The sequence below is a fragment of the Sphingomonas sp. TREG-RG-20F-R18-01 genome (assembly GCF_022662475.1).
Classification (GTDB): Bacteria; Pseudomonadota; Alphaproteobacteria; order Sphingomonadales; family Sphingomonadaceae; genus Sphingomonas.
On sequence record NZ_JAKNQQ010000005.1, the window covers coordinates 214189 to 232798 of the forward strand.

Annotated in this window: 14 protein-coding genes and 3 pseudogenes; 8 read left to right on the forward strand and 9 right to left on the reverse strand. The window is 66.9% G+C overall.

The features are described 5' to 3' along the window. Positions 1-146: 146 nt before the first annotated feature. Together L8K25_RS15035 and L8K25_RS15040 are read right to left on the reverse strand one after the other, a co-directional pair. A complete protein-coding gene (locus tag L8K25_RS15035; protein WP_242139796.1) occupies positions 147-911 on the reverse strand; it encodes a metallophosphoesterase in 765 nt (254 codons plus the stop codon). Positions 912-924: 13 nt separating this feature from the next. Beyond that, positions 925-1752 (reverse strand): diacylglycerol kinase family protein, encoded by an 828-nt coding sequence (locus L8K25_RS15040; RefSeq protein ID WP_242139797.1) that lies wholly within the window; start codon positions 1750-1752, stop codon positions 925-927. 124 nt (positions 1753-1876) lie between these two features. On the opposite strand from L8K25_RS15040, the gene L8K25_RS15045 reads away from it, so the two are divergent. After that, positions 1877-3838 carry an oligopeptide transporter, OPT family gene (locus L8K25_RS15045; RefSeq protein ID WP_242139924.1) on the forward strand — a complete coding sequence of 654 codons (1962 nt, stop codon included), beginning with the start codon at positions 1877-1879 and terminating at the stop codon, positions 3836-3838. A gap of 105 nt (positions 3839-3943) precedes the next feature. On the opposite strand, the gene L8K25_RS15050 is transcribed toward L8K25_RS15045, so the two are convergent. The 3 genes from L8K25_RS15050 to queF form a co-directional block, all read right to left on the reverse strand. Next, positions 3944-5230: a glycoside hydrolase family 130 protein gene (locus L8K25_RS15050; RefSeq protein WP_242139798.1), complete on the reverse strand. Its 1287-nt coding sequence runs from the start codon at positions 5228-5230 to the stop codon at positions 3944-3946. A 38-nt stretch (positions 5231-5268) separates the two neighbouring features. After that, positions 5269-7542: a glycosyltransferase family 4 protein gene (locus L8K25_RS15055; RefSeq protein WP_242139799.1), complete on the reverse strand. Its 2274-nt coding sequence runs from the start codon at positions 7540-7542 to the stop codon at positions 5269-5271. Positions 7543-7694: 152 nt separating this feature from the next. Next, on the reverse strand, positions 7695-8141 hold the full coding sequence (gene queF, locus L8K25_RS15060; RefSeq protein ID WP_242139800.1) for a preQ(1) synthase: 447 nt from the start codon (positions 8139-8141) through the stop codon (positions 7695-7697). Positions 8142-8170: 29 nt separating this feature from the next. Between queF and L8K25_RS15065 the strand changes: the two genes are divergently transcribed. The 7 genes and pseudogenes from L8K25_RS15065 (at position 8171) to L8K25_RS15095 (ending at position 13938) form a co-directional block, all read left to right on the forward strand. Then, on the forward strand, positions 8171-9736 hold the full coding sequence (locus L8K25_RS15065) for a cryptochrome/photolyase family protein (protein WP_242139801.1): 1566 nt from the start codon (positions 8171-8173) through the stop codon (positions 9734-9736). A gap of 33 nt (positions 9737-9769) precedes the next feature. Further along, positions 9770-10609: a 3-mercaptopyruvate sulfurtransferase gene (gene sseA, locus L8K25_RS15070; protein WP_242139802.1), complete on the forward strand. Its 840-nt coding sequence runs from the start codon at positions 9770-9772 to the stop codon at positions 10607-10609. 135 nt (positions 10610-10744) lie between these two features. After that, positions 10745-10849, forward strand: a pseudogene (locus L8K25_RS15075) (sulfurtransferase); the annotation flags it as partial. 135 nt (positions 10850-10984) lie between these two features. Continuing rightward, a pseudogene (locus L8K25_RS15080) lies at positions 10985-11089 on the forward strand (sulfurtransferase); the annotation flags it as partial. A gap of 375 nt (positions 11090-11464) precedes the next feature. Then, a pseudogene (locus tag L8K25_RS15085) lies at positions 11465-11569 on the forward strand (sulfurtransferase); the annotation flags it as partial. Positions 11570-11759: 190 nt separating this feature from the next. Then, positions 11760-12953 carry a cystathionine beta-lyase gene (gene metC / locus L8K25_RS15090; RefSeq protein ID WP_242139803.1) on the forward strand — a complete coding sequence of 398 codons (1194 nt, stop codon included), beginning with the start codon at positions 11760-11762 and terminating at the stop codon, positions 12951-12953. A 193-nt stretch (positions 12954-13146) separates the two neighbouring features. Then, positions 13147-13938 carry a TorF family putative porin gene (locus tag L8K25_RS15095; RefSeq protein WP_242139925.1) on the forward strand — a complete coding sequence of 264 codons (792 nt, stop codon included), beginning with the start codon at positions 13147-13149 and terminating at the stop codon, positions 13936-13938. A 90-nt stretch (positions 13939-14028) separates the two neighbouring features. Here L8K25_RS15095 and L8K25_RS15100 read toward each other — a convergent pair whose 3' ends face one another. The 4 genes from L8K25_RS15100 to L8K25_RS15115 form a co-directional block, all read right to left on the reverse strand. After that, the gene (locus L8K25_RS15100) at positions 14029-14442 is read right to left on the reverse strand and encodes a DUF3035 domain-containing protein (RefSeq protein WP_242139804.1); all 414 of its coding nucleotides are present in this window, start codon (positions 14440-14442) and stop codon (positions 14029-14031) included. Next, positions 14435-15019 carry a signal peptidase II gene (lspA, locus tag L8K25_RS15105; protein ID WP_242139805.1) on the reverse strand — a complete coding sequence of 195 codons (585 nt, stop codon included), beginning with the start codon at positions 15017-15019 and terminating at the stop codon, positions 14435-14437. Before lspA ends, L8K25_RS15100 begins: the two co-directional genes overlap by 8 nt. Beyond that, complete coding sequence (gene ileS / locus L8K25_RS15110; RefSeq protein ID WP_242139806.1) at positions 15016-18069, reverse strand: isoleucine--tRNA ligase; 3054 nt, start codon at positions 18067-18069, stop codon at positions 15016-15018. Before ileS ends, lspA begins: the two co-directional genes overlap by 4 nt. Positions 18070-18151: 82 nt before the next feature. Then, positions 18152-18541: an endonuclease domain-containing protein gene (locus tag L8K25_RS15115; RefSeq protein ID WP_242139807.1), complete on the reverse strand. Its 390-nt coding sequence runs from the start codon at positions 18539-18541 to the stop codon at positions 18152-18154. Positions 18542-18610 lie beyond the last annotated feature (69 nt).

Genomic DNA, 18610 nt, shown 5'->3' on the forward strand with positions numbered 1-18610 from the left:
GCCGGATCCTGCGCGGGGGTGCCGGTAGCATCCCCGTTGGTGCTCCCGGGCGCCTGCCTCGGCGGGAGCACGAACGCGCGTTCGCAAGGCTCTGGAGCTGCGGCGGAAGGCGGCCCTAAGGCCGGTTTTCCCGGGCGCGCCCTCGGTCAGACCCGCTCGCGTTCCAGCACGGTGTCCGGCTGCGGCGACATCGTCCGGCACAGCACGTCGAACTTGCCGTCCTGGATCCGCACCTCATTGAACGACGGCGGCGTTGTCCGCGTCCGTTCGGACAGCGTCCCGGCCCCGATCATCCGCACCACCTGCCCGTCGATCGCGTGCGCGATGTCGAACGGATCATGGACATGCCCGGTCAGCACCGCATCCACCCCCGCCGCCGCGAGCGCCGCCAGCGCGGTCGTCCCGCGATGCGTGCTCGCCGAAGCCCGCGTATCGGCCTCGACCAGCGGATGGTGCGCGGCGATGAACACCAGCCGGTCGTCGGGCACCGCAGCCACCAGATCGAGCGTGCGCTGCAGCGCGCCACGGCTGACCACACCCTTCGACCAGTTGAGCCGCCACTGCGCCCGCGCGGTCGTCACCAGCGGGACGATCGCGACTCCCGGCAGGTCGATCGGCCGCTCGACCATCGCCTCGACCTTCCCCATCCGCCGATACGGGCGGAAGACCCGTTCGAACGGGTTCCAATACGGCAGGTCGTGATTGCCCACCTCGACCGTGACCGGAACGGGGAGGCGTTGCAGCCATGCGAGCCCCGCGGCGAATTCGCGCCGCCGCGCGCGCATCGTAAGGTCGCCGGTCATGACGACGGCATCGGGGCGCTCGGCCTGGACCAGCGCATCGAACCACGCGACGGCGGCGGTATCCTCGCGCCCGAAATGGACGTCGCTGACATGAAACAGACGGATCATCGTGGTTTCCCCCTCAACCATCGAGCGTAGCGAGAAAAAGATCGCGGGTCTTGCCCAGCCGCACCTCGCTGCCCGGCTCGAGCATCACCGGCTCGCCATCGAACAGCGCCAGCGCGGGCTTGCTCCCGCGGGTGCGAAAGCTGGTCGTCTGGCACTGCGTCACCTCGGATGCGGCAACCCAGTCGCCGGTCAGCCATTCCCAGCCGAGCCGCGTGATGCCGCGGAAATCGCGCGCATCGATCGCGGCGACGTCCAGCTGCTCACCGTCCGCCCGGACCAGCACGGCCTGCGCGCCCGCCTTCAACCCCGGCACGCCGTCGAGCCGGATCCCCTTGCCGAAGGTCCGGCTCCAGGCATGGCGAAGCGCGCGCGCCAGTCCCCGCAAGCTGCCGCTCCGCACGATCTCGCGCGCGCGCACCCAATTGGCGGCCGGCCCGAGGATCAAGCCGACATAGGCGCGATGGTCGCCGACCTGGACGAACGACAGCCGCGTGCGGCGGGCGCGGGCATGCGCCGCAGCGATGATCCTGGCGGGATCGGCGCTGCCGTGGAGCAGCTTGGCGAGGAGGTTCATCGTGCCACCCGGCAGGATCAGGATCGCGCCTTTCCACTCGAGCAGCGCGGTCACCGCCGCGTTGATCGTACCGTCGCCGGCAAACAGCACTGCCGTGTCGACCCCCGCCGCATCCAGCGCCTGGGGAGTCGGCAGCGCGTCTTCGGGAAAGGCGGTACGCCCGACCAGTGTCAACCCGCGTGCGTCGCAGATCGCCTCCAGCGCCTTCGCCTTGGCCGCGGTCGCCGTGCCCGATTTGGGATTGGTAATGAACCAGAGTGTCTTCATCGCCCCGCCAACGCACCAGTCCCGAAAAAGTCACTGGGCGACGGTCGGGACGCAGGGGATGACCGGCGCGCACGGTGTCCACAAACCGCTGTTCGGACGCAAGCGGTTGGTGCAACGGTGCAACATGACCGATACGCACGCCGCCAAACCGATCGCCGAACTGACGCTCCGCGGAATTCTCCTCGGCGGCGTCATTACGCTGATGTTCACCGCGGCGAACGTCTATCTCGGGCTCAAGGTGGGGCTGACCTTCGCGACCTCGATCCCGGCGGCGGTGATCTCGATGGCGATCCTCAAGCTGTTCAAGGGATCGACGATCCTCGAGAACAACATCGTCCAGACCGTGGCGAGCGCGGCGGGGACGCTCGCGGCGATCATCTTCGTGCTGCCGGGGCTGGTCATGATCGGCTGGTGGCAGGACTTCCCCTATGTCCAGACCGCCGCGATCACCATGACCGGCGGCATCCTCGGCGTGATGTTCTCGGTCCCGTTACGCCGCGCGCTCGTCGTCGATACCGACCTGCCCTACCCCGAGGGCGTCGCGGCGGCTGAGGTTCTGCAGATCGGCGCACAATCGCGAGAGGGCGAGTCCGAGGCACGGCAGGGCCTGCTCATCCTGATCTGGAACAGCATCGCCTCGGGGGCCTTCGCGATCCTCACCCAGACCAAGATCATCACCGACACCGCTGCCACGAGCTTCCGCGTCGGGGCGGGCGCGACGGGAATTTCGGGCAGCCTGTCGTTCGCGCTGATCGGCGTCGGGCATCTCGTCGGCATCTCGGTCGGCGCGGCGATGGCGCTCGGCCTGGTAATCGGCTGGTTCGTCCTGGTGCCGGTGCTGACCGCCGCGCATCCGGCACCCGGCGACATCGCCGCCTGGGTCAACACCGTGTGGACGGGCGACGTCCGGTTCTTCGGCGCGGGCGTGATCGGGATCTCGGCAGTCTGGACGCTGGTCAGGATTGCCGGACCGGTGGTCGGCGGCGTCCGCTCGGCGCTCGCGGCCAGTGCGGCACGCGGCAAGGGCGAGACGCTCGCGCTCGAGGAACGCGATCTGCCGATCGTCTGGGTTGGCCTCGTCGCGCTGCTGACGCTGCTGCCGATCGCGTGGCTGTTGTGGGACGTGATCGCGGGCGGGGCGCTGGTCGGCTCGGCGGTGTTGCTGATCGCGGGGGCGCTGGTGTTCGTGCTGGTCGCAGGGCTGATGATCGCGGCGGTGTGTGGCTATATGGCGGGGCTGATCGGCGCGTCCAATTCGCCCGTCTCGGGGATCGGTATCCTCGCGGTGATCGGCGCCGCCGTGATGCTCGTCGGGCTGTTCGGGCAGCATCCCGGCGCCGACACGACCCGGGCGCTGATCGCCTATGCGCTGATCGTCACGGGCATCGTGTTCGGCGTCGCGACGATCTCGAACGACAATCTGCAGGATCTCAAGACCGGCCAGCTGGTCGGCGCGACGCCGTGGAAGCAGCAGGTCGCGCTCGTGATCGGCGTGGTGTTCGGTTCGCTGATCATTCCCCCGGTGCTGAACGTGCTCAACAGCGGGATGGGGTTCGTCGGTGTGCCCGGTGCCGGGCCCAACGCGCTCGCGGCCCCGCAGGCGGGGCTGATCTCGGCGCTCGCCAAGGGCGTGCTGTCGGGCGATGCGAACTGGCGGATGCTCGGCTACGGCGTCGCGGCGGGCGTGGTGCTGATCGCGCTGGACGAGCTGCTCGGTCGGCTCCGGCTGTTGCGGCTGCCGCCGCTCGGGGTGGCGCTCGGCATCTATCTGCCGATGGCGGTAATCCTGCCGACCGTGCTGGGGTCGGTGTTCGGCTGGATCTACGACCGCTGGGCGCGCCGCAGCGCCAATCCCGACGTCGCCGAGCGGATGGGGACGCTCACCGCGACCGGGATGATCGTCGGCGAGAGCCTGTGGGGCGTGGTGTTCGCGCTGATCGTGTGGCTGAGCGGGCGCGATGCGCCGCTGCGGCTGATGTCGGGCCACGAAACCGCCGCACTGATCGGGGGGACGGTGCTGTTCCTCGCAATCGTGGCGATCCTGTATCGGTCTACGATACGGCGGGTGGGGGCGCATGTTGGCTGACCGCGCCGAACACGACGGACGGCGCTGAAGGGATTCCCGCGGGCGTGGGAATGACGGAGAGGTGTCGGGATATCCCGCCCCCCGGCGGTCTTCGCCGGAGAGCGGTTACGCCATCGCTTCGAGCAACGAGCCGATCGGAATGAACGCAAACGCGACCGAGCTGTCCGCCACGCCGTACGGCACGAACAGCGTATCGCCATGCCGGATCGCGCCGCAGGTATAGACGACGTTGGGCACATAGCCCTCCCGGTCCTGGTTCGCCGCCGCAAGAATCGGCTCGCGCGTCCGCCCGATCACCTTGGACGGATCGGCCTTGTCGAGCAGCACCGCGCCGATCGCGTATTTGCGCATCGCGCCGACGCCGTGCGTCAGCAGCAGCCAGCCCTCGTCGAGCTCGATCGGGGGACCGCAATTGCCGATCTGCACAAGCTCCCACGGGAACGCCGGGGTCAGCAGCTTCTGCCCCTCGTCCCAATGCGTCAGCGTGTCGGACTTGAGCAGGAACAGGTTCTCGCCGTCCTGCCGCCCGATCATCATATATTGCCCGCCGACCTTGCGCGGGAACAGCGCCATGCCCTTGTTGCGTGCGGCCGGGCCGGTCATCGGCACCAGATCGAACGCGCGGAAATCACGCGTGCGCATCAGCTCGGACTGGATCACCGAGCCGTTATAGGCGGTGTAGGTGCCGAGCCACTCGACCGTGCCGTCGTCATGCGTGAAGTGGACGAGACGGAGATCCTCGAGCCCCTTCGACTGCGCCGCGGTGATCGGGAAGATCACCGTGCCCGACAAAGTGGAGTCGCGATGCCGGAACACCGTGATCGGCCCTTCGGGGAGCGTTTCCTCGTCGATCCCGACCGCATCGGTCGCGGTCGCGAACGGCGGCTCGGGCGCGAGTTTCAGCTGGTTGCCGTCGGTGATGATGCCTTCGCGGAACGCGACCGAGGAGATGTGCCCCTCGCCGACGGCGCGCAGCGACATCAGGATCCGCTGCGATCCCGCGGGCATGCCCGACTGGTCGAAATGCGGCACCGCGCTCGGGTTCATCAGCGCGGCAGCGGCATAGCTGTATTCGTGGCAGAAATAGGCGCCGATCAGCTGGCGCTTCTCGTCGCCGATCTCGCTGCCGTCTATCCCGAGCATATCCTCGATCTCGTCGTAGCGCGTCATGAAGACGCGCCGCGTCTGCCAGTGCCGCGCCTCGAAATCCTTCAGGACCAGTTCGAGTTCGGCACGGGTCTGCGCGGCATCGAGCGACATGACGGCGCCCACGATCCGTTCGGTCCGGCTACCCCCATTGCGCGACCACGCAAGGTGGAATGGCCGGACGACCACTCGGGAAGGATCTGCGTGCAGCCGCAGCGGGTGTTGAAACAGCTCTATCACGCGCATTTGCCTCGTTTAACGCCTTGGCGGCGTCACGAGCGAGGCTACGCGACGGCGCTATTCGGTCCTGCCACGCTTTCCGTACGCTTTGCCAGCCCCGAAATCGTGCAATTCGCCATTTGTAGCGCCAGGATCGATTCCGCACCCTGATTCCGGTTCAGTCCGGTGGGCATCAGGCCATCGAAACAGCCGCCATCCTGCGACGTCGCCAGCGGTAGGTCCAGGTCATTGGCACCGAGATACCAGCGATACGCCCGCCCGGCTTCCTCGACCCAGCGCAAGTCCTGCGACGCGAGATAGGCGGCATGGCACGCATCGATCGTCGCCTGCGCCTCGAGCGGCTGCTGGTCGAACTGCAACGGCTCGGCATAGACCCGACCGAAGCTCTCGCTGCCGACCGCCCGGAAGCGGCCCTCGGGCGAGGTCTGCTTGCCGACGATCCAGTCAAGCGTGGTCAGGCCACACTGGATGAACTCGGGCCGTTCGAGCGCCATGCCCGCGCGGATCAACGCCTCGGGCAAGCGCGCGTTGTCATAGGCGAGCACGATCTCGAACCACTCCCACTCGGGCCGCCGGGCGACTTCGAGCAGATCGCACAGTTCGTCGCCGTAGCGCGCCAGGATCATCCTGGACAAGGCATGGCCCGGATGTGCGTCGAGCATCGCCGCCGCACCCAGCATCGCAAAGCCATGCGCGCGGGGCGAGCCCAGTTCCATCGTGATCGACGCCGTCATGTCGAACATCCGGACCGCCCAGTCGCGGTGCTTCGACGACTGCGCATCGCGCGCGGTGACGCCGAGCGCCCACAGGGTCCGCCCGTTCGAATCTTCCGATCCGGTTTCCTCGCACCAGGTGCGATCGAAATTCATGAAATTGCGGAAACGGCGCATGTCCGGGTTCCAGGCATATTGCAGGAACGACGCATAGATCGTCATCCACTTGTCGCGCTGGACCTCATCCATGTCCGGCATCTGGCTGACGAGCATCAGCGCGCGCGCGTTGTCGTCGATGCAATATCCGTGACGTCGGTCCGGCACCGAATAGATCGAATGCTGGAGCATGCCGGTCGAATCGCTCATCCGCTCAACCGCCGCGAAGTCGGGCTTGAGCGGGGTGAAGGACGAATGCGCACCGTGCAGCCGACGCGGCTTGGCGGACACCATCGCCGCAATCTCGCGCATCGCGACCTCCGCGAGGCGCGGCCAGATCATCGTGCGACCCCGCGCATAGGCCCGCTCCTGCAAGCGCGTACGGTTGCGATCGCTGCTCAGCAACGCGTTGATCTCGCGCGCGAACGCCGCCGAATCGCTGAAGTCGACCAGCACGCCGTGGCCATCCGCCAGGATCTCGGTCGCATGGACGTACGGGGTCGATACGACCGCCTTGCCGACGCCGACCGCATAGCTGAGCGTCCCCGACGTGATCTGCGCCGGGTTGAGATACGGCGTCGCGTAAATGTCCGCCGCCTGCAGATAATCGATCAGCTCGTCATGCTCGAGGAAGGCATCGATGAACTGGATGTTGTTCGACACGCCGAGCTTCTCGGCAAGCGCCTTGAGGCCGTCACGATACTTCTCGCCCTCATAGGCGACGAGGTTGGGATGCGTCGCGCCGAGCACCGCGTACAGCGTCTCGGGATGCTCCGCGACGATCTTGGGCAGCGCCTCGATCATCACCTCGATCCCCTTGCCCGGTGCGAGCAGGCCGAAGGTCAGCACGACCTTGCGCCCTTCCCAGCCGAAGCGCGGCTTGAGCGTGTCGGGCTCGACGAAGTCGCGATCCGGAACGCCGTGCGGGATCATCACGATCGACCGACCGCTCGCGCCATAGACGCGCTCGAGGATTTCCCGGCCACGCTCGGCCATCACGACGACGCGCGAGGCGCGCTGCAACAGGCCTTCCATGACGCGACGCTGGTCCGCATCGGGCTTTTCGAGGATCGTGTGGAGCGTGACGATCACGGGCAACGACACCCGGTCGAGCAGCGCGAGGATATGCTCGCCCGCGGGGCCGCCGAAGATGCCATATTCGTGCTGGAGCCAGATCGCCTGCGCACCGCTCGCCTCGATCGCGCGCGCCGCGTCGAGATAGGCGACGCGGTCCTGCTCGGGGATGCTGCGGGTGACTTCGGGCGGGTAGACGTAGCGGCCGGGGTGATCGTCCATCGCATAGACGTCGATCTTCAGGTCGGGGAACCGCCCCTTCAGCGCCGTGAACGTGTCCGTCGTATATGTTGCAAGGCCGCATTTCCGAGGCAGGAAATTGCCGATCAGTGCAAGGTGATCGATCGGGGTCACGACATCTGCCAAGTGCACCATGCTCGTAATCCTAAGAGTAAAAAGGGGGAATTCCCCTCAGCTGTCTCCAAACGAACGGCCAAGTTTCAATATGGTTGCAGAGATGTTGCACCGCAACAGCGGATTCACGCTAATCTCGATCAACCTTGCGCCAGGATGAACGAACCGCCGGATCAGCCGCGGCCGCGATATCCCGGCACGTCCTGCGACGGCAGCCAGAGGTGCTCGGGCGGCGGCCCCGACTGCCAGAACACGTCGATCGGGATGCCACCGCGCGGATACCAATAGCCGCCGATTCGCAGCCAGACCGGCCTCATTTCGTCATACAGTCGCTGACCGATGCCGACCGTGCAATCCTCGTGAAATCCCTGATGGTTGCGGAATGCGCCCAGGAACAGCTTGAGCGATTTCGATTCGACGATGGTCTCGCCCGGCGCATAGTCGATCACGAGATGCGCGAAGTCGGGCTGGCCGGTCACGGGACACAGCGAGGTGAATTCGGGCACCGCGAATCGTACGAGATACAGCGATCCCGCGCGCGGGTTGGGAACGTAATCGAGCACCGCCGCTTCTGGCGAAGCGGGCAGCGCGCTGGTCTGGCCAAGGTGTAAGGGTGTCATGCTCGAAAGATAGGAGAGCCCACGCCGAAATGAAACCGCCCCGCCCTGCACCGTGCAACACGCTCATCCCCATCCTCGGCGACCAGCTGTCGTTCGCGCTGTCATCGCTGCGCGATGCCGACCGCGCGACCAGCCGCATCCTGCTGATGGAGGTCGCCGACGAGACCACCTACGTGCGCCATCACAAGCAGAAGATCGCGTTCATCTTCGCCGCAATGCGGCATCATGCCGAGGCGCTCCGCGCGGACGGCTGGAGCGTGGATTACGTCGCGCTGGACGACCCGGACAACCACGGCAGCTTCACCGGCGAGGTGGCACGGGCGGTCGCGCGGCATGATCCGGCGCGGATCGTGGTGACGGAGGCCGGCGAATGGCGCGTCCAGGCGATGCTCGAGGCGTGGGAAACGGTGTTCGGCATTCCCGTCGACATCCGCAGCGACGACCGGTTCCTCGCGACGCATGCCGAGTTCGAGACCTGGGCGGACGAACGCAAGCAGCTCCGCATGGAATATTTCTACCGCGACATGCGCCGCAAGACGGGGTTGCTGATGGACGGCAAGGATCCCGTCGGCGGCCAGTGGAATTTCGACTACGACAATCGCAAGCCCGCGCAATCCGACCTGTTGATGCCGCGTCCGCTGCGCTTTCCCCCCGATGCGATCACGCAGGACGTGCTCGCGCTGGTGGCGGACCGGTTCGCGGATCACCCCGGCAGCCTCGACAGCTTCGCCTGGGCGGTGACCGCCGCGGATGCGGAACGCCAGCAGCAGCAGTTCCTCGACCATGCGCTCGCGGGCTTCGGCGATTACCAGGACGCGATGCTGACCGGCGAGCCCGCGCTGTGGCATTCGTTGCTGTCACCCTACCTCAACGTCGGGCTGCTCGACCCGCTTGCCCTATGCCGCGCGGTCGAGAAGCGGTTCCGCGCGGGCAAGGTACCGGTCAACGCCGCCGAGGGCTTCATCCGTCAGATCATCGGCTGGCGCGAATATGTCCGGGGGATCTACTGGCGCGAGGGGCCGGACTATGCGCACCGCAACGCGCTCGGCGCGACGCGCGCCCTCCCGGCGTTCTACTGGACCGGCGAGACCGACCTGCACTGCATGGCCGAAGCGCTCGGCCAGACGCTCGCCAACGCGCATGCGCACCATATCCAGCGGCTGATGGTGACGGGCACCTTCGCGCTGCTGATCGGCGCGGACCCGCACGCGGTCCATCTGTGGTATCTCGAAATATATATCGACGCCTATGAATGGGTCGAATTGCCCAACACGCTCGGTATGAGCCAGTTCGCCGACGGTGGCCTGCTCGGCTCCAAACCCTATGCGGCGAGCGGCGCGTACATCAACAAGATGTCCGATTACTGCAAGGGTTGCCGCTACGACGTCCGCCAGCGGACCGGCCTCGACGCCTGCCCGTTCAACGCGCTCTACTGGGATTTCATCGCGCGCCACGAGGACACGCTCGCGCGCAATCCGCGCATGGCGATGCCCTATCGGACATGGAGCAAGATGGCGCCCGCGACCCGCGACGAGATCCGCGGGTCGGCAAAAGCCTTTCTCGACCGTCTCGACGCCGCCGCGGCGCCGCGTTAGGCTCTCCGGAACGACCATAAAAGGAGACGGCAGATGGACTCGCTGGTGACCACCGAATGGCTCGCGAACGAGCTGGGCGCGAACGACCTGCGGATCGTCGACGCGACCTATTTCGCGGGTTTCGGCAACCGGGATGCCGCCGCCGAATATGAGGCGGCGCACATTCCCGGCGCGGTGTTCATGGACCTGGGCGAGATCGCCGACACGTCGAGCGACCTGCCCGCGATGCTCCCCACGCCCGAGAAATTCGCGAGCCGGATGCAGTCGCTCGGGCTCGGCGACGGCAGCCGGATCGTGCTGTACGACAACTCGCCCTATCACACTGCGGCGCGCGCCTGGTTCATGCTCCGCACGTTCGGCGCGCATGACGTCGCGATCCTCGATGGCGGGCTTGCCAAGTGGCAGGCCGAGGGCCGCGACACCGCGAGCGGCAAGGAGCAGCTGCGGCACCGGCACTTCACCGTCTGGGCCGACGACAAGGGCGTCCGCACGCTCGACCAGATGAAGGCGAACGTCGACAGCGGCGCGGAGCAGGTGCTCGACGCGCGCTCCGCGGCACGTTTCACCGGCGAGGAAGCCGACCCGCGCCCCGCGACGCATCCGGGGCATATCCCGGGGTCGAAGAACCTGCCCGTGGGCCAGTTGTTCAACCCAGACGGCACGTGGAAGACCGGCGACGCGCTGCGCAGCGCGTTCGAGGGCGCGGGGATCGATCTCGCCAAGCCGCTGGTGACGACCTGTGGCTCGGGGATCACCGCCTCGGCGCTGGCGTTCGGGGCGCATCTGCTCGGGACGGAAGCGGCGGTCTATGACGGCAGCTGGTCCGAATGGGGCGCTGATCGCACGACGCCAAAGGCGACCGGCGCGGCTTAAAGTTCTTCTTTCTAAGCCCCTCCCCTTCAGGGGAGGGGTTGGGGTGGGGCCGTCCAGCAAAACTGAGTTCTCTGCGAGGCACTTCCCCACCCCCAACCCCTCCCCTGAAGGGGAGGGGCTTGAACGAACGCCCCTGCGTTCGGCGCTCCTCTGCTCGGGACGGAAGCGGCGGTCTATGACGGCAGCTGGTCCGAATGGGGCGCTGATCGCACGACGCCAAAGGCGACCGGCGCAGCTTAACATTCGTCTTTCTAAGCCCCTCCCCCTCGGGGGAGGGGTTGGGGTGGGGCCGTCCAGCAAAACTGAGCTCTCTGCGAGGCACGTCCCCACCCCCAACCCCTCCCCTGAAGGGGAGGGGCTTGAACGAACGCCCCTGCGTTCGGGGCGCATCTGCTGGGGACGGAAGCGGCGGTCTAGGACGGCAGCTGGTCCGAATGGGGCGCCGATCGCACGACGCCAAAGGCGACCGGCGCGGCTTAAGTCTCTTATTCTTTAGCCCCTCCCCCTCGGGGGAGGGGTTGGGGTGGGGCCGTCCAGCAAAACTGAGCTCTCTGCGAGGCACTGCCCCACCCCCGACCCCTCCCCTGAAGGGGAGGGGCTTGAACGAACGCCCCTGCGTTCAGCGCGCCTCTGCTGGGGACGGAAGCGGCAATCTATGACGGCAGCTGGTCCGAATGGGGCGCTGATCGCACGACGCCAAAGGCGACCGGCGCGGCTCAAAATTCTTCTTTCTAAGCCCCTCCCCCTCGGGGGAGGAGTTGGGGTGGGGCCGTCCAGCAAAACTGAGCGCTCTGCGAGGCACTGCCCCACCCCCAACCCCTCCCCTGAAGGGGAGGGGCTTGAACGAACGCCCCTGCGTTCGGCGCGCCTCTGCTCGGGACGGAAGCGGCGGTCTATGACGGCAGCTGGTCCGAATGGGGCGCCGATCGCACGACGCCAAAGGCGACCGGCGCGGCTTAACATTCTTCTTTCTAAGCCCCTCCCCCTCGGGTGAGGGGTTGGGGTGGGGCCGTCCAGCAAAACTGAGCCCTCTGCGAGGCACGTCCCCACCCCCAACCCCTCCCCTGAAGGGGAGGGGCTTGAACGAACCACCCTTGCCTTTCGCCGCGCCCCCCGCTTTGCAGTGTCGAGCATTGCAGGACCCAGCGCCATGAACGAAACCGACACCCCTAAGGGCACCTCCACCCGCGTCGTCACCGCCGGTCGCCGCAAGGAATGGACGCAGGGGATCGTCAACACCCCGGTCTGGCGCGCCTCCACGATCCTCTACGACTCGGTCGCCGACCTGCGCGCGGCCGGCGCGCGCGACACCCACCACCGGCTGTTCTACGGACGCCGCGGCACCCCGACCCAATGGAGCCTCGCCGACGCGCTGACCGAACTCGAGCCCGGCGCGGAAGGCACGTTCCTCTACCCCTCCGGCGTCGCCGCGATCGCCGCCGCATTGCTGTCGGTCCTGTCCCCCGGCGACGAGGTGCTGATCCCCGACACCGCTTATGATCCCACCCGCTCGCTCGCCAACGGGCTGCTCGCCCGCATGGGGATCGCCACGCGCTTCTACGATCCGCTGATCGGCGCAGGGATGGCCGACGTCATCAGTGACACCACTCGCGCCATCCTGCTCGAAAGCCCGGGCAGCCTGACCTTCGAAGTGCAGGACGTGCCCGCGATCGTCGCCGCCGCCAGGGCGCGCGGCGTCACCACGCTGCTCGACAATACCTGGGCGACGCCCCTGTTCTTCCCCGCGATCGCGCACGGCATCGACCTGACGATCCTCGCGTGCACCAAGTACGTCGTCGGGCACAGCGACGTGATGCTCGGCTCGGTTACAGCCGCGCCCGGGCATTTCGCGCGGCTGCGCGACACCAGCTTCCAGCTCGGGCAGGTCGCCAGCCCGGATGATTGCTGGCTCGGGTCGCGCGGGCTGCGCACCATGGCGATCCGGCTGCGCCAGCACGAGCAGAGCGCGCTCCAGATCGCGCACTGGTTGCAGGACCAGCCGGAGGTGGCGACCGTCCTCCACCCCGCCCTCCCCGGCTGCCCGGGACACGAGACGTTCATGCGCGACTTCTCCGGCTCGTCCGGCCTGTTCTCCTTCGTGCTGCAAGGCGGCGACGAGCGCGCGCGCGCCGCGCTGATCGACGGGCTCGCGCATTTCGGCATCGGCTACAGCTGGGGCGGGTATGAGAGCCTCGCGATCCCGGTCGACCCGCAACGCCATCGCAGCGTCACGCGCCGCGCCGATGCCGGGCCGATGGTGCGGTTGCAGATCGGCCTGGAGGATCCCGAGGATCTCATCGCCGACCTCGCTGCCGGCCTGGCGCGGTTTGCCGCGATCGGCTGACGCGGCACCTGTGGCGTAGTAGCAACATTTCCTTACGAACCGGCAACGGTCGGGCAATCCCGCTTGTGCGGCGCAGCAGAACACGGCATTGTCGGCACCTCTTCGGTTATCGGCGCGGGATGGCTTCAAGCTGTCGACAGATGCTGGATCGGGGAAAGCAGGCGGGGACAGTCGCATTTTCGAAAGGGAAATGATGCGCTTCTCCAGAACAACGCTCGGCGGGCTCATGCTCGTCGCATCCGCTACGCCTGCCCTCGCGCAGGAAACCGCACCGCCACCGGCGATCACGATCAACGGCACCGCCGCCGTCGTGACCGACTATCGTTTCCGCGGCATCTCGCAGACCGACCGGAATGCGGCCGTGCAGGGATCGATCACCGTCACGCACCAGTCGGGCTTCTACGTCTCGGTCTGGGGGTCTTCGGTCGACGATTACGTCACCGTCGCGGGCACCGGCCACCAGGAAATCGATCTGATCGGCGGCTACAAGAAGACCGTCGGCGGCACGACCTTCGACGTGGGGGCGCTCTATTACTTCTATCCCAAGACGCATCCGACCGGCGACAGGAGCAGCTCGGACTTCATCGAGCCCTATGCCGACATCTCGCACACCTTCGGTCCGCTGACCTCCAAGGTGACGGTCAATTATGCGCCCAAGCAGAAGGCTCTCGCGCTCGACCAGGGCGCATCCGGCCTGCTGCGCAAGCGCGACAACGTCTATCTGGCGGGCGATTTCTCGGCCGGGATCCCGAAGACCCCGCTCGGCCTTACCGCGCACGTCGGGCATAGTTTCGGACCGAGCTGGCTCGCGACCGATTCGACCGGCAAGAAGGGCTATACCGATTGGGGCCTCGGCGCGACCGCGACCTACAAGGTGCTGACGCTGGGGGTATCCTATGTCGATACCGACGCGCGGTTCCTATCGGGCACCGGCCGCAACGTCAGCAAGGGCGGCGTCGTCGCGTCGCTCGGCGTGGCGTTCTGATCATCCCCGCCTGATCCCGTCGGGGTGACGGACGGATACAAAAAGGGGGGCAGCAATGCCCCCCTTTTTTCGTGCTCGCGTGGCGAACGCTTATTTGGGCGTGGCCGTCCGCGCGGTCTGCCCATCACCCTCGGGGGCGGAAACGATGTCGCGGGTGGTGGTACCCTTGTCGACCACGGTCGTGCCCGGGTCGCCGACCGACGAGCGGATGCCCGGATCGTCATTGTCGATCCCCGCCTGGCTGATCGTCGCCGCTTCGCCCGCGCTGCGCTGTGCCGTGCCGCCGAACAGCGCGTCGAGCGCCTGTGCGTTGGGGCTGACGTCGTTCGCGCGCGCCGCACCCGGCTTGGGCGGGGTCAGCGAGAAATCGGGCGGGATCACCAGCGGCGCCTGGCGCGCGACGGTGAACTCGTCGGGGCCGCTGCGACCGACGCGGTTGTGCGCACAGCCCGAGGCAAGCAGGACGAGCGCGAGCCCAGCGGCGATGGTCGTCGATTTACGCATGCAAAGTCTCCGTTGGGCCCTGATCTGCCCCTGAAATCGTCGCGCCCGGTGGCGTTCCGGCCCCGGTCGCTGGTGCATCCGCTGCCGGAGCCCCCCGCACCGGCTTCTCTCGTACCAGAAGCGCGCGCGCGAACAAGATGACGACGCCGATCGAGATCGCGGCATCGCCGATATTGAACACGAGGAACGGCTGCCAGCTGCCGAAATGCAGATCGGCGAAGTCCACGACATAGCCGAGCCGCATGCGATCGAGGATATTCCCCATCGCGCCGCCGAGCACGAGGCCGAGTGCCGCCTGCTCCACGCGGTTGGTCTCGCGCCACATCCACACCAGCACGCCAAGCGCGATCGCGCCGGTCATCGCGACCAGCAGCCAGCGCATCGTGTCGGTATCGGCATGGAGCAGCCCGAGCGAAACACCGTGGTTGGCGACGAAGCGCAGGTTGAAGAACGCCGTGACATAATGCGCGTCGGTCATCGCGTTGAGCTTGAGCCCCTCGGTCACGCCGAGCTTTGCCGCCTGGTCGCACAGGAACAGCAGGGTGGCGGTCGCGAGGCCGGCAAAGGGGAGCTTCATGCCACCACCTCTTCGCACCGATCGCACAGATCGCCGTCGACCGTGACTTCGGGCAGGTGCCGCCAGCAACGCCCGCATTTGTGGAAGTCGGTCCGGTTGACCGCCACGCCCGCGCCCGTCGTCACCTTGGCGACGATGAACAGCTCGGCCAGCGCTTCGACCGGCATCGGCGCGTCGGGAACGACGACCTCCGCCTCCAAGCTCGAGCGGACGGTCTTCTCGCGCCGCAGCGGTTCAATCGCCTCGGTCACCTGGGTGCGAAGCGCGCGGACCTGCGCCCAATGCGCGGCATCGACCCCGTCGACCGTGGGCAGCTCCGGCCATTCGAGCAGATGCACCGACTCGTCCTCGCTCGGGAAGCGCGCCTGCCACGTCTCTTCGGCGGTGAAGCACAGCACGGGGGCGGCATAGCGCACCAGCGCATGGAACAGCGTGTCGAACACCGTCCGGCACCCGCGCCGCCTGGGATCGTCCACTCCGTCGCAATAGAGCGAATCCTTGCGGATATCGAAGTAGAAGGCGGACAAATCGTCCTGCGCGAACTCGGTCAGCAGCCGGACATAGCTGTTGAAGTCATACACCGCGACCGCCGCGCGCAGCTTGGCATCGAGCTCGGCGAGGAGCTGGAGCACATAGCGTTCGAGCTCGGGCATCTCCGCGACCGGCAGACGCTCCGCTTCCTCGAACCCGTCGAGCGCGCCGAGCAGATAGCGGAAGGTGTTGCGCAGCTTGCGATACTGGTCGGAGACGCCGTTCAGGATCTCCTTGCCGATCCGGTGATCCTCGGTGAAATCGACCGACAGCGCCCACAACCGCAGGATATCCGCGCCGGATTCTTTCATCAGGTCGAGCGGGTTGATCGTGTTGCCGAGGCTCTTGGACATTTTCATGCCCTTGGAATCCATCGTGAACCCGTGCGTCAGCACCGCATTGTACGGCGCCCGCCCGCGCGTCCCGCAGCTCTCCATCAGCGACGACTGGAACCAGCCGCGATGCTGGTCCGAGCCTTCGAGATACAGGTCGGCCGGCCATCGCAGGTCGGGCCAGCGCCCGCTGTCGAGCACGAACGCGTGCGTGCAACCGCTGTCGAACCACACGTCCAGAATGTCGGTGACACGCTCGTAATCCGCGAGGCGGTAGTCCGGGCCGAGCAGGTCCTGCGCCGCTTCCTCGCTCCACGCATCGACGCCCTCGGCGCTGACCGCCGCGACGATCCGCGCGTTGACCGCGGGGTCGACGAGATACTGGCCGGTCTTGCGATCGACGAACAAAGTGATCGGCACGCCCCACGCGCGCTGGCGGCTGATCACCCAGTCGGGGCGACCCGCGACCATCGCGGTGATGCGGTTCTGGCCCTTGGGGGGATACCAGGTGGTCGCTTCGATCGCGGCGAGCGCGGTTTGCCTTAAAGTTCGCCCCTCCCCTTCAGGGGAGGGGTTGGGGGTGGGGGGTGTCTCACCGAGACCGCCCTCTGCCGGTGTCTCACCGAGACCGAGCTCTGCTGGACTGCCCCACCCCAACCCCTCCCCCGAGGGGGAGGGGCTAGGAAGATCCATCGGGATAAACCATTGCGGCGTGGCGCGGAAAATCACCTTCGCCTTCGACCGCCACGAATGCGGATAGCTATGCGGAAAATCGTCGCTCGCCGCGATCAACGCCCCCACGCCGCGCAGATCCGAACAGATCGGCCCCTCCGCGGAGACGAACTTCTTGTTGATCACCGAGCCCTGCCCGCCGAGCCACGCCCAATCGTCGCGATACATCCCCGCGCCATCGACCGCGAAGACCGGCTCGATGCCATATCGCTTGCACAGCAGGAAATCGTCCTCGCCGTGGTCGGGCGACATATGGACGAGCCCGGTGCCAGCGTCGGTCGTGACGAAATCGCCCGGCAGGAACGGCCGCGGCCGCAGGAAAAATTCGGCGAGCGGCGAGTCCTGATCGACACTTAGCCCCTCCCCTTCAGGGGAGGGGTTGGGGTGGGGACGCTCAGCGAGCGCATCGCCCGACGGGACGGCCCCACCCCCAGCCCCTCCCGTGAAGGGGAGGGGAGCAAAAGCGTTCGCCATCGGATGCCGCGCGGTCGCGCCTTCGAGATGCGAGCCCTTGATCGACTGCAATGCGGTCACCGTGCCGGCGCTGTCGCCGATCTTGAGGATTACCGGATGCCCGATCCGCGCGCCGAAGCTTTCGAGCAGATCATGCGCGACCAGCAGCGTCCGCGGCCCCCCGACCATGTCGTCGAAGCGGACCAGCAGATATTCGATCTCCGGCCCATAGCTCAGCGCCTGGTTGACCGGGATCGTCCACGGCGTCGTCGTCCAGATCACCGCATGCGCGCCGACCAGCTCGGGCGCGTTCGGCGCATCGACGATCTCGAACGCCACGTCGATCTGCGTCGACACCACGTCCTCATATTCGACCTCGGCCTCGGCGAGCGCGGTCTTTTCGACCGGGGACCACATCACCGGCTTGGCACCACGATACAGCTGGCCACTCTCCGCGAACTTCATCAGCTCGGTGACGATCGTCGCCTCGGCGGCGAAATCCATCGTCAGATAGGGGTGATCCCAGTCGCCGTTGATCCCGAGCCGCTTCAATTGCTCGCGCTGGACGTTGACCCAATGCTGCGCATAGGCGCGGCACTCGGCGCGGAATTCGCGCGGCGGGACTTCGTCCTTGTTGCGCTTCTTGGCGCGATATTGCTCCTCGACCTTCCATTCGATCGGCAGGCCGTGGCAGTCCCAGCCCGGCACGTACGGCGCGTCCTTGCCGAGCAAGGTCTGCGTGCGGCACACCGTATCCTTGAGGATGTGGTTGAGCGCATGGCCGATATGCATGTCGCCATTCGCGTACGGCGGGCCGTCGTGGAGGATGAACTTCTCACGGCCAGCACGCGCGGCGCGGACCTTCTCGTACAGCCCGATCGCCTGCCACTTCGCGAGAATCCCCGGCTCCTTGGCGGGGAGGCCCGCCTTCATCGGGAAGTCGGTCTTCGGCAGGAAGACGGTATCGCGGTAATCGCGCGCGGGTGCGGGGGTATCAGTCATTTGCTTGAGCGCTTAGCCTGAAGCGGAGCGCGTAGAAAGCCCCTCCCCTCGAAGAGCCCCGCCCACTTATAGCCCCTCCCCTTCAGGGGAGGGGTTGGGGTGGGGCAGTGCGCTGCCAGCGGTCGGGGAGCGTGGACGCAGTGGCCGCGATGATCTCGGCAACGCCTGCGAGGTTCGTCATGACGTCGGGATTGCCGAAGCGGATGATCGTAAAGCCGAGCGTTTTCAAGCGCACGTCGCGTTTGCCGTCGGCAGGACCATCATGCGTATCGCCATCCACCTCCACCCCAAGCCCGATCCCCGGGCAGAAGAAGTCTAGAATCGCCTGAGCCTCGAACACGACATGCTGGCGGCGAAACTTGAGGCCATTCAGCTGGGAGTTAGAAAGCGCCCGCCACAGCCTCACCTCAGGCTCGGTAGGATTGCGCCGCATCTCATGCGCGCGAGCCAGCAGCTCCGCCTCAGTGGCCATCACTTCCCCACCCCAACCCCTCCCCTGAAGGGGAGGGGCTAATCGCGTCCTACTCCTGCACTCGTTACT

Bases quoted from the DNA above. Each gene is read 5' to 3' on its own strand.
- L8K25_RS15035 (WP_242139796.1), bottom strand. From the start codon at position 911: ATGATCCGTCTGTTTCATGTCAGCGACGTCCATTTCGGGCGCGAGGAT.
- L8K25_RS15040 (WP_242139797.1), bottom strand. From the start codon at position 1,752: ATGAAGACACTCTGGTTCATTACCAATCCCAAATCGGGCACGGCGACC.
- L8K25_RS15045 (WP_242139924.1), top strand. From the start codon at position 1,877: ATGACCGATACGCACGCCGCCAAACCGATCGCCGAACTGACGCTCCGC.
- L8K25_RS15050 (WP_242139798.1), bottom strand. From the start codon at position 5,230: ATGCGCGTGATAGAGCTGTTTCAACACCCGCTGCGGCTGCACGCAGAT.
- L8K25_RS15055 (WP_242139799.1), bottom strand. From the start codon at position 7,542: ATGGTGCACTTGGCAGATGTCGTGACCCCGATCGATCACCTTGCACTG.
- queF (WP_242139800.1), bottom strand. From the start codon at position 8,141: ATGACACCCTTACACCTTGGCCAGACCAGCGCGCTGCCCGCTTCGCCA.
- L8K25_RS15065 (WP_242139801.1), top strand. From the start codon at position 8,171: ATGAAACCGCCCCGCCCTGCACCGTGCAACACGCTCATCCCCATCCTC.
- sseA (WP_242139802.1), top strand. From the start codon at position 9,770: ATGGACTCGCTGGTGACCACCGAATGGCTCGCGAACGAGCTGGGCGCG.
- metC (WP_242139803.1), top strand. From the start codon at position 11,760: ATGAACGAAACCGACACCCCTAAGGGCACCTCCACCCGCGTCGTCACC.
- L8K25_RS15095 (WP_242139925.1), top strand. From the start codon at position 13,147: ATGCGCTTCTCCAGAACAACGCTCGGCGGGCTCATGCTCGTCGCATCC.
- L8K25_RS15100 (WP_242139804.1), bottom strand. From the start codon at position 14,442: ATGCGTAAATCGACGACCATCGCCGCTGGGCTCGCGCTCGTCCTGCTT.
- lspA (WP_242139805.1), bottom strand. From the start codon at position 15,019: ATGAAGCTCCCCTTTGCCGGCCTCGCGACCGCCACCCTGCTGTTCCTG.
- ileS (WP_242139806.1), bottom strand. From the start codon at position 18,069: ATGACTGATACCCCCGCACCCGCGCGCGATTACCGCGATACCGTCTTC.
- L8K25_RS15115 (WP_242139807.1), bottom strand. From the start codon at position 18,541: ATGGCCACTGAGGCGGAGCTGCTGGCTCGCGCGCATGAGATGCGGCGC.